Source organism: Saccharothrix syringae, assembly GCF_009498035.1.
In the GTDB taxonomy this organism is placed as follows: Bacteria; Actinomycetota; Actinomycetes; order Mycobacteriales; family Pseudonocardiaceae; genus Actinosynnema; species Actinosynnema syringae.
In genome coordinates this window covers 7,099,838-7,115,669 of sequence record NZ_CP034550.1, presented here as the reverse complement: position 1 = coordinate 7,115,669, position 15,832 = coordinate 7,099,838, and the positions used below count along the sequence as shown (strand labels likewise).

11 protein-coding genes are annotated in these 15,832 nt (G+C 75.1%); 3 read left to right on the top strand and 8 right to left on the bottom strand.

Going from position 1 to position 15,832, the window contains the following annotated elements; genetic code table 11:
• Positions 1-336 precede the first annotated feature (336 nt).
• Entirely contained in the window at positions 337-1,791 is a 1,455-nt protein-coding gene (locus EKG83_RS30160; RefSeq protein WP_228122279.1) for a multicopper oxidase family protein, read from the top strand.
• A 172-nt stretch (positions 1,792-1,963) separates the two neighbouring features.
• On the top strand, positions 1,964-2,848 hold the full coding sequence (locus tag EKG83_RS30155; RefSeq protein ID WP_033430242.1) for a helix-turn-helix transcriptional regulator: 885 nt from the start codon (positions 1,964-1,966) through the stop codon (positions 2,846-2,848).
• A gap of 29 nt (positions 2,849-2,877) precedes the next feature.
• Here EKG83_RS30155 and EKG83_RS30150 read toward each other — a convergent pair whose 3' ends face one another.
• From EKG83_RS30150 to EKG83_RS30125, 6 genes are read right to left on the bottom strand one after another with little or no spacing between them, the layout of a single operon-like run.
• Complete coding sequence (locus EKG83_RS30150; protein ID WP_051765439.1) at positions 2,878-4,167, bottom strand: cation:proton antiporter domain-containing protein; 1,290 nt, start codon at positions 4,165-4,167, stop codon at positions 2,878-2,880.
• On the bottom strand, positions 4,164-5,675 hold the full coding sequence (locus EKG83_RS30145) for a cytochrome P450 (protein ID WP_063741313.1): 1,512 nt from the start codon (positions 5,673-5,675) through the stop codon (positions 4,164-4,166). The genes EKG83_RS30150 and EKG83_RS30145 overlap by 4 nt, the downstream gene beginning before the upstream one ends.
• Positions 5,666-7,117, bottom strand: coding sequence for an alpha-hydroxy acid oxidase (locus EKG83_RS30140; RefSeq protein WP_084716295.1), 1,452 nt, complete (start codon positions 7,115-7,117; stop codon positions 5,666-5,668). The genes EKG83_RS30145 and EKG83_RS30140 overlap by 10 nt, the downstream gene beginning before the upstream one ends.
• Positions 7,114-8,697: an NAD(P)-binding domain-containing protein gene (locus tag EKG83_RS30135; protein ID WP_084716294.1), complete on the bottom strand. Its 1,584-nt coding sequence runs from the start codon at positions 8,695-8,697 to the stop codon at positions 7,114-7,116. The genes EKG83_RS30140 and EKG83_RS30135 overlap by 4 nt, the downstream gene beginning before the upstream one ends.
• Positions 8,698-8,736: 39 nt before the next feature.
• Entirely contained in the window at positions 8,737-10,188 is a 1,452-nt protein-coding gene (locus EKG83_RS30130; RefSeq protein ID WP_211269061.1) for a class I adenylate-forming enzyme family protein, read from the bottom strand.
• Positions 10,175-11,725, bottom strand: coding sequence for an NAD(P)-binding domain-containing protein (locus EKG83_RS30125; RefSeq protein ID WP_033430241.1), 1,551 nt, complete (start codon positions 11,723-11,725; stop codon positions 10,175-10,177). Before EKG83_RS30125 ends, EKG83_RS30130 begins: the two co-directional genes overlap by 14 nt.
• 63 nt (positions 11,726-11,788) lie before the next feature.
• Between EKG83_RS30125 and EKG83_RS30120 the strand changes: the two genes are divergently transcribed.
• Positions 11,789-13,279: an aromatic amino acid ammonia-lyase gene (locus EKG83_RS30120; RefSeq protein WP_051765437.1), complete on the top strand. Its 1,491-nt coding sequence runs from the start codon at positions 11,789-11,791 to the stop codon at positions 13,277-13,279.
• 398 nt (positions 13,280-13,677) lie between these two features.
• Here the strand turns inward: EKG83_RS30120 and EKG83_RS49205 are convergent, their stop codons facing one another.
• Together EKG83_RS49205 and EKG83_RS30110 are read right to left on the bottom strand one after the other, a co-directional pair.
• Positions 13,678-14,928, bottom strand: coding sequence for a sensor histidine kinase (locus EKG83_RS49205; protein WP_051765435.1), 1,251 nt, complete (start codon positions 14,926-14,928; stop codon positions 13,678-13,680).
• Positions 14,925-15,620, bottom strand: coding sequence for a response regulator transcription factor (locus EKG83_RS30110; protein ID WP_084716293.1), 696 nt, complete (start codon positions 15,618-15,620; stop codon positions 14,925-14,927). The genes EKG83_RS49205 and EKG83_RS30110 overlap by 4 nt, the downstream gene beginning before the upstream one ends.
• Positions 15,621-15,832: the final 212 nt, after the last annotated feature.

The window sequence follows — 15,832 nt, the reverse complement described above, 5'->3', positions numbered from 1 at the left end:
TCCTCGATCCGAGGAACTTTCACAATCGCTTCAGTGCTGGTCAAAAGCACACGTTCGTGTCGGTTCGGCGCGCAGGACCGGCGGGGGTGGGCGAACTCCGTCGCTGTGGACGATAAGGGAGATATGCCAGTTCTGGGAGTTAACGCCAGTACTAGTCTCCGCAGTGCCTCCCACGGGCCCGCGGGGTCCGCTGAAGTGGTCTTGTCGCACTGACGTGGACGCCGATCCGGACCGGGTCGGGACCGTCCGCTCGGGCGGAAGGTTCCCACGACGGCGAAGGGCCCGGAGTTGACCAGTCCACCACCGCGTCGCCTTGACCGGCGAGCGTTCCTGCTGTTGGGCGCGGCGAGCCTCGGTGCGGGCGCGCTCGCCGCCGCCGGGTGCGGCACCGGGTCGTCGGCCGGTCCGGCCGGCGGTGCCCCGGTGCGCAACCCGCTGCGCGTGCCGCCACTGGCCGAGTCGGCGCAGGTCGGCGGGCGGCGGGTGTTCTCGCTGGTCGCGCAGGCCGGGCGGACGGCGTTCGTGCCGGGTGGCGAGGCGGAGACGTGGGGCTTCAACGGGTCGTTCCTGGGGCCGACGCTGCGGGTGCGGCGCGGTGAGGACGTGCGGGTCGTGGTGCGCAACGGGTTGAGCGAGCCGACGACGGTGCACTGGCACGGGATGGTGCTGCCCGCGTCGGCGGACGGCACGCCGCACCAGACGGTGGAGCCGGGTGGCGAGTGGTCGCCGTCGTGGCGGGTGGACCAGCCCGCGGCGACGCTGTGGTACCACCCGCACCCGCACGGGGCGACCGAGCGGCACGTGCACCGGGGCCTGGCGGGGATGCTGATCGTCGACGACGACGAGGAGGCGGCGCTGGACCTGCCGCGCGAGTACGGCGTGGACGACGTGCCGGTGATCGTGCAGGACAGGACTTTCGGCGGCGGTGGGGCGTTCGTCGAGGGCCCGCGCAGCGGTGCCGGGATGCTGGGGAGCACGATCCTGGTCAACGGCACCGCTTCGCCGGGGTTCGCGGTGACGGCGGAGCTGACCCGGTTGCGGTTGCTCAACGCGTCGACGGCGCGCAGCTACCGCTTCGGTTTCCCGGACGGTCGCGAGTTCGACGTGGTCGCCGGTGACGGCGGTCTGCTGCCGGCGCCGGTGAAGCGCGCCCGCCTGACGCTGACGCCCGGTGAGCGGGCCGAGGTGGTGGTGCGGTTGTCGGCCGGTGAGCAGGTGGTGCTGCGCTCGTACCCGCAGGAGCTGGGCGTGGCCGGTGCGGACACCGGGGCGGCGGACGAGTTCGACGTGCTGCACCTGGGGGCGGCGGCGTCGTTGCGGCCGTCGGCGCCGTTGCCGGCGCGGCTGGTGGACGTGCCGGTGCTGGACCCGGCGGGCGCGGTGGCGGTGCGGGGGTTCCGGATGCGGGTGGACCGGATCAACGACGAGCGCATGGACCTGGCGCGGGTGGACCACGTGGTGACGGTGGGCACCACCGAGCTGTGGGACGTGGTCAACGTCAGCGACGTGCCGCACAACTTCCACGTGCACGGCACGCAGTTCCAGGTGGTGTCGGTGGGCGGTCGGGCCCCGGCGGCGGAGTCGGCGGGGTGGAAGGACACGGTGTACGCGCCGCCGAACGTGCCGGTGCGGTTGGCGGTGCGGTTCACCGGGCACGCGGACCCGTCGACGCCGTACATGTACCACTGCCACCTGCTGTGGCACGAGGACTCGGGCGTGATGGGCCAGTTCGTCGTCGTCGAGCCGGGTGGGCAGGCCCGGCCCCCGGTGGGCGGGCACGCGCACCGCTGAGGCGGGTTCGCCCCTTGTGAAGCCACTTTCCCCGGTGCCGGGGCCGCGGGTCCTGATCTCACCCCCCATCAGGGCCCGCGGCCCCGGCCGCCCTTCGCGGGAAACGGGTACTGGCAGGGACTCTCACCGGTGCGGGGGCGGTCGTAGCCTGGGGTGCGTGGAGGAGAGGGTCGTGGACAACAGGGATGACATCCGCCGATTCCTGGCCACCCGGCGGGCCCGGATCACCCCGGAGCGGGCCGGCCTGCCCGCCTACGGCGGTGGTGCGCGGCGCGTTCCGGGCCTGCGCCGGGAGGAGGTGGCGCTGCTGGCCGGGGTCAGCGTGGAGTACTACACGCGGTTGGAGCGCGGGAACCTGGCCGGGGTGTCGGAGGGCGTGCTGGAGGCGTTGGCGCGGGCGTTGCAGCTCGACGAGGCCGAGCGCGCGCACCTGTTCGACCTGGCGCGCGCGTCGGGTGGTCCGGCGGCGACGCGGCGGCGCAAGCCGGCGCAGCGGGTGCGGCCGGGGGTGCGGCGCATCCTGGACGCGATGGGCGACGCGCCGGCGATCGTGCGCAACGGGCGGCTGGACCTGCTGGCGACCAACCGGCTGGCGCGCGCCCTGTACGCGCCGGTGTTCGAGGCGGACCGGCGGCGGCCGGTGAACCTGGCGCGGTTCGCGTTCCTGGACCCGCGCGCGGCGGAGTTCTACCCGGACTGGGACGACGCGGCGAGCACGACGGTGGCGCTGCTGCGCACGGAGGCGGGGCGGGACCCGTACGACCGGAACCTGTCCGACCTGGTGGGTGAGCTGTCCACGCGCAGCGACGCCTTCCGGACGCGGTGGGCGACGCACAACGTGCACCTGCACCACACGGGCACCAAGCGGTTCCACCACCCGGAGGTGGGCGTGCTGGAGCTGGCGTTCGAGTCGATGCCGCTGCCGGCGGACCCGGGGTTGACGCTGACCGCCTACAGCGCGGAGCCGGGTGGCGCGTCGCACGACGGGTTGCGGTTGCTGGCCAGCTGGGCGGCGACGGTGGACCGGCCGGAGCAGGTGGACGACCGGGTGCGGTAGGGCGCGGGTGCGCCCTACCGCGGTGGGTGTCACGGTGCGTTGGACGTGGTGACGGGGGTGGGTGCGGCGCCGGTGTCGGCGCGGTCCGCGTCGTCGGGCAGGGAGGCGCGGTAGATCGGCATGGCGGCGGCGGTGGTGACGATCGCGACGGCGACCAGGATGGCGAACAGCTCCGGGGTCACCAGGCCGTGGGCGAGGCCGATGTTGATGAACACCAGGATCATCAGGCCGCGGGCGTTCATCAGGCCGCCGACGGCGGAGGCGTAGCGCCAGGGGAAGCCCTGGGCGCGGACCACGGCGGCGCAGCCGAGGTACTTGCCGGCGAACGCGACGGCCATGATCACGACCAGGGGCACCCACAGGGCGCCGCCCGCGCCGAAGCCGGAGACCTCGGTGTTCAGGCCGCTGAAGGCGAAGAACACCGGGAGCAGCAGGATGGAGTTGAGGTCGGTGAGCCGGGTCTGCAGCTCCTGGCGCACGACCTGGGACTGGGGCATGGCCAGGCCGGTGATGAAGCCGCCGAAGACGGAGAAGACGCCGATGTAGTCGGTGAACCAGCCGGCCGCGAGGACGACGAGCAGGACCAGCGCCATGGTGTCGCGGCTCATCCGGCCCTGGCGCTCCACGCGTTCGCCGAGCTTGCGGAACAGGTGGCGGCCGACGGTGAGCATGACCAGGGCGAACAGCGCCGCGCCCGCCACGGTGTCCAGCGCGTCGACGGGGCTGCCCGCCGCGCCGACGGCGATGATGATGGCCAGGAGCACCCACGCGACCGCGTCGTCGATGGCGGCGGCGACGAGGGTGAGGCCGCCGATGGGGGTGTTGGCGATGCCGCGTTCCTGGAGGATGCGGGCGAGCATGGGGAACGCGGTGATCGACAGGGCGCCGCCGACGAAGAGCATGAACTCCCAGCGGCTGGCACCCTCGACCGCCAGCGAGCCGAAGAACAGGGCGGCGGCGCCCGCGCCGAGCAGGAAGGTCGGCACGATGCCGGAGACGGCGAGCGTGGAGGCGCGGCGCATGTTGCGGCCGCGGGCCAGGCCGTGGTCGAGGGACGAGCCGACCAGGAACATGTAGAACGTCAGGCCGATGGTGCTGAGCACGTACAGGACGCCCTTGACGTCGGTGGGGAACAGCTGGGCCTGCGCGCCGGGGGCGACGGCGCCGAGCAGGCTGGGGCCGAGCAGGACGCCGGCGACCATCTCGCCGACCACGCGGGGTTGCCTGACCAGCATGGCCAGGCGACCGCACACGGTGGTGGCGACGAGGACGACGGCCAGCGCGGCGAAGACCCGCAGCGCGAATTCGATCTGGTTCACTCGGTGCTCTCCCGGGTGTGAGGTGGTCGGTGCCGCACCGGGCACCCCTGGGTGTCGCGGGTGTCCTGGGCGTGGCGGGTGTCCTGGGTGTCGCGGGTGTCCTGGGTGTCGCGGGTGTCCTGGGTGTCGCGGGTGTCCTGGGTGTCGCGGGTGTCTTGGGTGCCCTGGGCATCGTGGTCGTCTTGGGCCTCGAAGTAGCGCCCGGCCAGGCGGAGCCTGCGGGCGTGCAGGACCATGACCGTGCCGAGCACGAGCTGGAGCAGGCTGCGCCACACGTCCTCCCACCGGTCGCGCACCCGCAGCAGGGCGCCCAGCGCGGCCAGCCCGCGCGGCGGTGGCCGGTCGGCCCGGACCAGCAGGCACGGGCCGCGGTTGGGCAGCGAGCGGGTGTGGCCGGCGGTGGAGTGGAGGGTGAAGCGGCGCAGCACCTCCCGGGTGGCCGCGCGCAGCGCCAGTGGCGACAGCCGCCACGCCGGGCACGGCCGGTTGGCGGCGACGCCGAAGGGGATGTGGTGGGCGGTGCGGGCCTGGACGTGCTCCCAGCGGTCGGGGTCGAACACCTCCGGGCGGTCGTAGCCGGTGGCGTGGTAGTCGGGGTAGCTGAAGCACAGCACCGAGCCGGCGGGCAGGGTGGTGCGCTCGTCGAGCACGATGTCGTCGGTGGCGATGCGGTGGGCGATGCCGAACAGCGGGTACAGGCGGAAGGTCTCGTCCAGGACGCGGGCGAAGTAGCGGTCGTCGGCGAGCCGGGCGGTCACCCCGGGGTGCTGCGCCAGGGCGAGCAGCAGGTGGGCCATCGCCTCGGACATCTGGACCACGGCGGTGTTGAAGAAGGTGCCCTGGAGGTAGTGCACCTGCTCGGTGGGGGACAGCGAGGGGGGCAGCGGCCGCCGCACGTGGCCCAGGGCGACGCGGCGGGCCAGGTAGCGGGTCAGCCGGGCGCGGCGGGCGGGGTGGCGCAGGCCGGTGCACTTGAGCGAGGTCACCACGTCGCGGGCGTGCCCGACGATCAGGTCGCGGGCGGCGCGGGTGCAGGGTTCGCCGAAGACGAGCTCGTGGAAGTACTCCGCCCACACCGGCAGCATCAGGTCGCGCAGCCGCACGGCGGTGACCCGCCGGGGTGGGAGTTCGTCGAGCACGCGGGCGGTGCAGCGGGTGGCGGCGTCGGCCAGCGCGTCGGCGGGGCCCGCGAGCAGCGCGCGGGTGGTGCGGGCGACGTCGTCGTAGCGGGGACCCGCCTCCAGGTGCTCCTGGTGCACCTCGGGGCCGGGTGACAGCCAGTACCAGAACAGGTCGGACAGCCCGGCGCCGCGGCTGCGGCCGTTGGCGGCGGGGTGGCCGTAGATTTCCAGGAAGCGGTCCGGGCCGACGGTCGCGTTGGGGAAGGTGGTGGCGTCGTCGCCGTTGACCTTCTCGAAGACCTTGCCGCGCAGGGCGACCACCCGACCCGGCAACCAGCGCGGCGCGGTCAGCACGGCCGCGGCGGCGAGCACCCCGGTCAACCACACCGCACGCCCACCCCCGCTCGGCTCACACCGGCTCCGCCGGCCTCGGCCGTGCCAGGTCCGGCGGCGTTAGCCCTGGTGGCGTCAGCTCCGGCCGCGCCAGCTCCGGCGGCGTCAGGTCCGGCGGCGCTAGGTCCGGCGGCGTCAGGTCCGGTCGTGCCAGCCCTGGTGGCGTCAGGTCCGGCGGCGTCAGGTCCGGCCGCGTCAGGTCCGGTCGTGCCAGCCCTGGCGGCGCCAGCTCCGGCCGCATCAGCTCCGGCGGCGCCAGCTCCGGCCGCGCCGGCCCCGGCCGCACTGGGCCTCGTGGCCCCGTCGGCCGCCGACCCGCCCCCGGCACCTGCCCTGCCTGCCCCGGCCGTCCCGATCCCGCCCACCCCGGTCCCCCGCACCACCACCAGATCGCGGGTCAGGTCCCCCACCCCCCGCCCCCCGCACAGCGCCAGCACGTGGTCGAACTCGTCGCGCAGCAGCTCCAGCACCCGCGCCACCCCGGCCTCCCCGGCCGCCGCCAGCCCCCACAGCACCGGCCGCCCGACGCCGACGGCGGCCGCGCCCAGGGCGAGCGCCACGGCCACGTCCCCGCCGCCCCGCACCCCGCCGTCGAGCAGCACCGGCACCCGGCCGGCCACCGCGTCGACCACCGCCGGCAGCGCCTCCACCGCGGCGGGCACCAGGTCGCACTGCCGGCCACCGTGGTTGGACACCACGATCCCGTCCACCCCGTGCCCGACCGCCAGCACCGCGTCGGCCGGGTGCAGCACCCCCTTGAGCCACACCGGCAGCGCCGTCGACGCCCGCAGCCGGTCCAGGTGCTCCCACGAGATCGACGGCGACATCTCGATGTCGCGGGTGCCGCCGGGCGGTCCCCCCGGCAAGTCCCGCATGTTCTCCGCGGCCAGCCCCGGCGGCAGGTCGTGGAAGCCGTGCTCGGCGTCGCGGCGGTGGCGGCCGAACACCGGCGAGTCGGCGGTCACCACCAGCGCCGCGCAGCCCGCCCGCTCGGCCCGCCGCACCAGGCAGGCGGTCACCTCCTCGTCGGGCTGCGGGTAGAGCTGGAACCACACCGCCGCGTCCGGGTCCACGCCCCGCGCCGCCGCCACCACCTCGTCGACCGCCACCGTCGAGGCCATGCCCGAGACCAGCACCGTGCCGGCCGCCGCGGCCGCCCGCGCCGTGGCCCGCTCGCCCTCGGGGTGGGCCAGCCGGTGGAAGGCGGTCGGCGCGACCAGCACCGGCACCGCCAACCGGGCGCCGGGCAGGTCGACGGCGAGGTCGCGGGCGGTGCTGCCGCGCAGCACCCGGGGCAGCAGGGCCAGCCGCCGGAACGCCGCCTCGTTCTCGCCGAGCACGACCTCCTCGCCGACCCCGCCCGCGTAGTAGTCGTAGTGCACGGGGTCGAGCACGGCGCGGGCCCGGTCGTGCAGCTCGGCCAGGCCGCTGCTCACGGGGCGCCCACGGCGGTCGGCGCGAGCCGGGCGCGCAGGAACGCCAGCAGCGGCGCCCGGTGCACGTCCTCGCTGTCCCACTCGTTCTCCAGGTTCTCGGTCAGGTGGTGCTCGCCCAGCAGCGCCCCGGCGCGGAAGTGCCGCACCACCGGGTGCAGGTAGCGGCCGTCCAGCCCGCTGGTGTCCTGCTGGGACACCCGGCCCTCGGTCACGTCGAACGGGTTCACCCGGTCGTGTCCTTCGCCGTACTCCAGCGTCACCGTCAGGTAGGAGTCGACCTCGCCGAAGTCGCCCCGCCCGACCGCCTCGTGCAGGTGCGCCACCGGCACCTCCTCGGCGTAGCGGGCGGTGCCGTCCGGCGCGACGAGCACGGTGTCGGCCAGGAACCCGAACATCTGCCACAGCGCCGAGGTGCGGTTCACCCGTTCGATGACGGCGTCGACCACCGCGCCCGGCACCGGGGAGACCTCCCGGCTGGGCCAGGGCACGCCGTGGTAGCGGTGCTCCAGGATGCGGTGCAGCGCCCGCACCCCGTAGCGGAAGCCGTGGATGAACCCGCTGGTGGACTTCTTGAAGTCCCTGGCCTGGGTGATGGTGCCGGCGAAGAACAGGTCGGGCACGTCGACCGACTCCCAGGCCGCGGTCTGGTCGGGGAACCGGTCGTTGATGGTCAGCCGCGGCCGGCACTCGGGCGCGAAGATCGAGGCGTCGAACCGGAACCCGGTCGCCAGGATCACCCGGTCGTAGCGGATCTCCTTGACCACCTCGGCGACCCGCTCGAAGGACACCCGCACCAGCAGGGCGTCGCCGTCGCGGCGGATGCCCAGCACCCGCCCGTCGAGCAGCGCGTTCTGCGACTTGAGCTGGTAGGTGTCCAGGAAGTTGTTGTTCACCGCCCGCAGGTGGCCCACGAAGTGGGTCTGCCAGGCCAGCTTCAGCGAGCCGGACCCCACCACGTGGATCACCGCGGCGGTCTCGACGAGGTTGTCGGCGGTCTCGAACGCGGAGTTGCCGCGCCCGATGATCAGCACCCGCTGCCCGGTGAAGCCCGCCGGGTCCACCGGCACCTCGTCGTAGCGCTCGGCCAGCTCCACGCCCTCGATCGGCGGCACGTACGCCTTGGACACCCCGGTGGCCACCACGAGCCGCCGCGCCCGGTAGGCGGTGCCGTGCTGGTCGCGCACGACGAAGTCGCCCGGTCGGGTGATCTCCACGACCCTGGTGCCGTACCTGACCGGCAGGTCGTGCTTGGCGGCGAAGTCGGCCAGGTAGCGCACCATGTCCTCGGCGTCGGGGAAGTAGCGCGGGGTGTAGCGGGTGAACAGCAGCTCCGGGTCGTCGGACAGCAGCGAGTTCCAGTCGGTGCGCAGGTTCAGCTCGGGGTCGTCCCAGCCGGTGTTGGGCTTGTTGATGGAGATCAGCTTGCGGTGCCGGGGGAAGCGGGTGAAGAACGCGCCGGGCACGTCACCGGCCTCCAGCACCAGGTGGTCCCGGCCGGCGCGGGAGAGCAGGTAGGACGCCTGCAACCCCGCCGGACCGGCGCCGATGACCAGGTACTCGGTGGAAACCTCGCTGGACAAGACCTTCTCCTTAACGTCTCATCGGTGCGGCGGCGGGCCTCATCGGGGCAGCAGCCGCTTGTCCGGCTTGCCGCTCGGTGCCAGCGGCGGCTCGGCGATCGCGGTCACCCGCGCCGGCGCGCACGCCGCGCCCAGGCGCTCGGTCACCAGGGCGCGCAGCGCCGCCGGGTCGGGCACCCGGCCGGCGGTCGGCACCACGAACGCGTGCACCGCCTCGCCGGTGTCCTCGTCGGGCACCGCGACCACGTAAGCCTCGGCCACGTCCGGGTGCTCGGCCAGGACCCGCTCGATCGGGCCCGCGTGGTGCAGGTTGGCGTTGACGATCACCACGTCCCGGATCCGGCCGGTCAGGTGCAGCCGGCCCGCCGCGTCCAGCCGGCCCAGGTCGCGGGTGCGCACCCAGCCGCCGGTGAACACCTCGGCCGACTCCACCGGGTCGCCCCAGTACCCGCGGGCCTGGGACGGGGTGCGGACGAACAGCTCGCCGTCGACGCCCGCGGGCACCGGCGCGCCGCGCCCGTCGCGCACCTCGACGGTCACCGCCGGGGGCGGGGTGCCCACCGAACCGGGCGGGTCGGTGGGGGTGGCCATGGAGATCATGCCGGTCTCGGTCTGGCCGTAGCCGTGGAACACCACCGGTCCCAGCACCTCCAGCGCCTCGCGGTGCCGGTCGGGCGCCAGCGGCGAGCCGGACACCATCAGCGCGCGCAACGACGACAGGTCGGCCGGGTCGCGGCGCTGCGCGGCGACCAGCTTCGCCAGCCGGGGCACGGTGATCACGCTGGAGGTGGCGCGGTGGCGGACGACCGCGTCGGGCAGCGCGGGGGAGTCGGGCACCACCGCGGTGCCCCCGGCGGCGACGGCGAGCACCGCGTACTCGAACATCACCTGGCTCGACAGCGACCCGAACACCAGGTGCCGCGCCAGCCGGGGCGCCAGCTCCCGGATCGCCGGCGGCCACGCCGAGGGCCGCGCGGCCCACCCCGCCGCCATCGCGGCGTAGGTCTGCGCGCACGCCTTGGGCGTGCCCGTGCTGCCGCTGGTGTGGATCAGCCGGGCCACGTCGTCCGGGCGGCCGGCCAACCGCAGCGGGCCCGGCTCGGGGCGGGTCGCGCACAGCGCCCCGACGTCCAGCGCGCGCGGCCCGTACCGGGCGCCGGAGTCGGTGACCACCGCGGCGACGTCCAGGCCGAGCAGGTGGCGGACCTGCACCTCGGGCAGCCCCGGCCGCACGCCCACCACCCGGGCGCCCACCACGTGCGCGGCCAGGACCACCGCGAACGCCTCCGGGTCGACCCCCAGCAGCAGCCCGACGCCGTCGCCCGGACCCAGCCCCGCGGCCCGCAGCCCCGCCGCGACCCGCGCGACCAGGTCCAGCAGCTCCGCGCCGGTCACCGCGCGGTCGCCGTGCTCGAACACGGGCCGGTCCGCGGCGGCGCCGAGCGCGTCGAGCACCGCGCGCGGGAACGGCCCGGCCTCACCCGCCGGCAAGGCATTCCTTCACGAACACCGCCAGCGGCTGCTGGTGCACCGCGGGCAGGTTCCAGTGGTTGTCCAGGTTCTCGGCCAGGTGGTGGGTCGCGACCAGCTCGCCGTCGCGGTGGTAGCGCACCACCGGGTGCAGGTAGCTGGCGTCGTGGGCGTGCGTCGCGTCGTTCTCCGCCGGGCGCGGCACCGAGATGTCGAACGGGTCGACGGTGTCGTGGTCCGGCCCGTACTCCAGCGTCGCGACGAACCGGTGCCCGGCGCGGCCCAGCCCGCCGTCGGCGAGGTAGGCCACCGGCACCTCCTCCTGGTACCGGGCCACGCCGCCGTCGACGGTCACCACGTCGCCGATGACCCCGAACTGCTGCCACAGCGCCGAGGACCGGTTCACCCGGGCCACCAGCGCGTCACCGATCGCCTCCGGCGAGGCCGCCAGCTCGGTCGAGGGCCACGGCGCGTCGTGGTAGCGCTGCCCCAGGACGCGGTGCAGGGCGCGCACCCCGTAGCGGAAGCCGTGGATGAACCCGTTGGTGGACTTCTTGAAGTCACGCTGCTGGGTGATCGTGCCGGCGAAGTACAGGTCGGGCACGGAGGTCGACTCGAAGGCCGGGGTCTGCTCCGGGAACCGGTCGTCGATCGCCAGCGCGGGGCGGCTGCCCCCGTCGAACACCGAGGCGTCGAACCGGAACCCGGTGCAGGCGATGATCCGGTCGTACTCCAGCTCCCGCAGCGCCTCCACCGTGCGCGCGTAGCGGAACAGCACCCGGAACCCGCCGCCGGGCCGGGGCTCGATGCGCTCCACCGTGCCGTCGAGCACGGCGTTCTCCGACTTGAGCTGGTAGGTGTCCAGGAAGTTGTTGTTCACCGCCCGCAGGTGCCCGACGTAGTGGGTCTGCCAGGCCAGCTTCACCGAGCGCGGCCCGGCCACGTGGATGACCGCGGCGTGCTCCACCAGCGAGTCCGCGGTCTCGAACCCGGAGTTGCCCTTGCCGATCACCAGCACCCGCTGGTCGGTGAACGACGCCGGGTCGGTGTCGAAGGTGTCGTAGCGCTCGGCGTGCTCGATGCCCGGGATCGGCGGCACGTGCAGCTGCGAGACCCCGGTGGCCATCACCAGCCGCGCGGCCCGCCACGTCCGGCCCTCGCCGTCGACCACGGCGAACCCGTGCTCGTCGCGGGAGATCCGGGTGACCTCGACGCCGTAGTGCGCCCGCACCCCGGTGGCCGCGGCGAAGTCGGCCAGGTAGCGGACCAGGTCGTCGGCGTGCGGGAAGTAGCGCGGCGAGTAGCGGGTGAACAGCAGCTCCGGGTCGTCGGACAGCAGCGAGTTCCAGTCCATCCGCAACCGCTGCTCGGGGTCGTCGTACCCGCTGTGCACCTTGTTGATCGAGATCAGCGTGCGGTGCCGCGGGTAGCGGGTGAAGAAGGTGCCCGGCCCGCTGCCGCGCTCCAGGACGGCGTAGTCGCGACCGTCGCGCTCCAGCAGGGCGGCGAGCTGCAGCCCGGCCGGCCCGGCCCCGATGATCAGGTAGTCGTGCGCCATGTGCCGGGAAGCTACCCACGCGATCTCAGAACCCTCTGAGATCGACCGCCTACGGTCGGCGGCGTGACCACGACCGACATCCGGGTGGACCTCGGCGCACCGCTGCGCGGCGACGACCTCGTCCGCGCCTCCGCACCGCTGGCCGTGCTCGTCGGCCCCGACGTCCGGGACCGCCTCACCCGCGGTCGCGAGCACCTGCGCACCGTGCTCGCCGACGACGACCGCCCCGTCTACGGCGCCAAGACCGGGTTCGGCGCCCTCGTCGGCTTCGCCGGCCGCACCGACGAGGCCGACCAGTGCGACAACACCCTGGCACACCTCGGCGCGGGCCAGGGCCCCGACCTGCCCGCCGACATCACCCGCGCCACCCTGCTCATCCGCACCCGGTCACTGGCCCAGGGCCTGTCCGGCGTCTCCCCGCACGTCGTCGACGGCCTGGCCGCGATGTTCGCCACCACCTTCGTCCCGGCCGTCCCCCGCTACGGCTCGGTCGGCGCCAGCGGCGACCTCATCCCGCTGGCCTACGCCACCCAGGCCCTGCGCGGCCGCGGCCACGCCTACGTCGACGGCGAGCGCATGCCCGCCGACCGGGCCCTGCGCCGCGCCGGCCTCACCCCGCTCACCCTCGACGGCCGCGACGCGCTGGCCCTGGTCAACGGCACCTCCGTGACCACCGCCGCCACCGCCCTGGCGCTGCGCGGCGTCCGCGCCTCGCACCGCGCGGTCCAGGACCTGACCTGCCTGCTCGTGGACGTCCTGGGCGCCGACCCCGGCTTCCTGCACCCGAGCCTGATCACCGCCTACGGCCACCCCGGGGCCGCCACCGTCGCCGAGCGCATGCGCGCCGCCCTGTCCGGCACCACCCCCGGCGGCACCCGCGCCCTCCAGGAGCCCTACAGCATCCGCTGCTCCCCGCAACTGCTCGGCGCCGCCGAGGACGCGCTGCGCTACGTCGACGGCGTCGTCGACGCCGACCTGGCGGGCGTCAGCGACAACCCCCTGTTCTTCCCCGACGAGGACCTGGTCGCCCACGGCGGCAACTTCTTCGGCCAGCCCGCCGCCTTCGCCGCCGACGTGCTGGCCATGGTCACCGCGTCCCTGGGCAACCTCGCCGAACGGCAGCTCGACCTGCTCGTCGACCCCCACCGCAACAACGGCCTGCCCCCGATGCTGGCCGCGGGCCCCGGCCGCCAGCACGGGTTGCAGGGCGTGCAGCTGGCCACCACCGCCTTCGTCGCCGAGATCCGCCGCGCCGCCGTGCCCGCCAGCACCCAGAGCCTGCCGACCAACCTGCACAACCAGGACGTCGTGCCGCTGGGCACCCAGGCCGCCCTGCGCGCCTACGACCTCGCGGAGCTGCTGCGGTTGCTGTGCGGGTCGCTCGCCCTGGGCCTGCGCCAGGCCGTCCACGTCGGGGGGAGGCGGCCGACCGCGCCGCGGTGCGCCGAGCTGCTGGACGTGCTCGCCGACGCCATCCCGCCCGTCGACCCGGATCGACCGCTCGACGCCGATGTCCGACTGGCCGCGGAGTTGGTGACCGGGGTGCGGGGGTGATCCGGTCGGGCGCCGGGCCGAATCACCGCCTGCCCGCCCGCTGGCCCGCCCGCCAGCCCGCTCGCCGCCTGCCTGCCTGCTCGCCGCCGCCGCCGCTCGCCGCCTGCCTGCCCACTCGCCGCCGCCGCCGCTCGCCGCCACCCGCCCGCAGCCTGGCCGCCCGCCCGCCCGCTCGCCGGCCGCCCGCAGCCTGCCCGCCGCCGCCGCCCGCCTGCCCGCGCGCCGCCCGTCACCTGCAACCTGCCTGCCCGCCGGTCCGCGCCTGTCCGCGCCTGTCCGCGCGCCGCCCGCCGCCCGCCGCCCGCCTGCCCACCGGCCCGCCCACTGGCCCACGCGCCGGCCGCCACCCGCAGCCTGCCCGCCTGCCCTGCCCACCGCCCGCCGTCAGCCGCCCGCCATCAGCCGCCCGCCGGCTGCGCCGCCGGCAGCCGCAGCGTGAACCGGGCGCCCTGGCCCGGGTGTCCGGTCGCCTCCACCGTGCCCCCGTGCCCCTCCACCACCTCGCGCAGCAACGCCAACCCCAGCCCGAACCGCCGCTCCGCCCCGCCCACGCCACCGGCCCCCCGGTGGAACCGGTCGAACAGCCGCCCCGCCTCCACCGGGTCGAACCCCTCCCCGGTGTCCGCGACGGTCAGCTCCACGCCCCCGTCCCGCCCCCGCCCCAACCGCACGTCGATCCGCCCACCCGCCGGCGTGTGGCGGACCGCGTTGGCCAGCAGCTCGTCCACCGCGCGCCGCAACGCCGTCTCCACCCCAATCACCAGCAGCGCGCCCGCCGGGCGCACCACGGCCAGCCCGATCCGCCGCTCACCCGCCCGCTCGGCCTCCGCGGCCACCGCCGCCTCCGCCACCGCCGCCAAATCCACCGCCCGGCCACCGAGCCCCGCGCCGCCGGTCAGCCGCGCCGACAGCAGCAGGTCGTCCACCACGTCCCCGAGCCCGCGGATCGACCCGGCCAACCGGTCCAGCCCGACCCGGTGCTCGTCGGGCAGCTCGGCCGCCGCGGCGCGTCGGGCCAGCAGTTGCACCCGCGTGTAGGCGCGGGCGATCGGCGTCCGCAGCTCGTGGCTGGCGTCGGTGACGAACCGCCGCTGCCGCGCCAGCGCCTCCGCCAGCGGCGCGACCGCCCGACCGCCCACCAGCAGCCCCGTCACCACCGCCGCGAGCAGGCCGCCCAGCTCCGCGACGGCCAGCGCGAGCAGCAGGTTGCGCCGATCGGCCATCTGGAAGCGCGTGTCGAACACCGCCTGCACCGCGCCACCGCCGGCGCCCGGCCGGGTCAGCACCAGGTACCGCGTGCCGTTGCGCTCGACCGCCCGCTCCAGCTCGCGGCCCGACCCCCGCACCTCGTCCAGGTCGTCGAGCAGCGGGAACCCCGGCGGCACCCGCAGCACCCCGCGGTCGACCACGCCGGCGTCGTCGAGGCTGAACAGCCACGTGCACCCCGGCGGCGCCGACGGCGTCCCGTAGTCGGTGCTGTAGCGCAGCTCGCGCCGCACCTGCCCCTCCTGGGCGTGCGCCATCACCGCGTAGGCGATCCCGCCGACGGCCCCGACCAGCACCGTGATCGCCAACGCCACCAGCACGCCGACCCGCAGCCGGGCCCGCCGGACCACCACGCCCTCGGCGTCGGCCCCCGACGGGCTCACAGCACACCCAGGCGGTAACCCAGCCCCTGCACGGTGTGCACGACCGAACGGCCCAGCTTCGACCGCAGGTAGTGCACATAGGTGTCCACTATGGACGGAGCGGGCGCGTCGTGGAACACCTCCCGCCGCAACGACGCCCGCGTGTGCACCGCGCCCGGGTCGGTGGCCAGCACCCGCAGCAGGGCGAACTCGCGCGGGGTCAGCGGCACCCGGTCGCCGTCGGCCAGGACCACCTCCCGCTGCGCGAGGTCCAGGTGCCCGGCCCCGATCCGCAGCACGTCGGCCAGCTCCCGGGCCCGCCGGCACAGCGCCCGCAGCCGTGCGCTCAGCTCGTCCAGGTCGAAGGGCTTGACCAGGTAGTCGTCGGCGCCCGCGTCGAGCCCGTCGACCCGGTCGTGCACGGTGCCCAGCGCGGTGAGCACCAGCGCCCGCACCCGCACCGACTTCGACCGCAGGCGCACCAGCAGGTCCAGGCCGTCCAGGACGGGCAGGCCGCGGTCGATGACCACGACGTCGTAGGGGCGGGTCAGGCCGAGGTGCAGCCCGCGGTGGCCGTCCGTGGCCACGTCCACGGCGTAGCCCTCGTCGCGCAACGCGTCGGACAGCAGCTCCACCAGTTCGCGGTCGTCCTCGACCAGGAGCAACCGGAAGGGGTCCGCCGGTCGGCACACCGTCGTGCCCTGCACGCCCATAACAATCCCACCCCAGGTGGTCCGCCAGTGTTATGAGCGTTCTACTTCCGGTGTCCCCGCGCGCTCCGGCAACACGGGTATTCCCATTACTCGGGTACGCCCATCGGGCTGCCGCCGACCGGGTCCACGTGAGGCGGAATCCCGCAGACGCCCGAAGGTCCGCCGGGTCGACGACCCGCGTCCGGGAGTGGGGGAGCGGGCTTTCGAGAAAG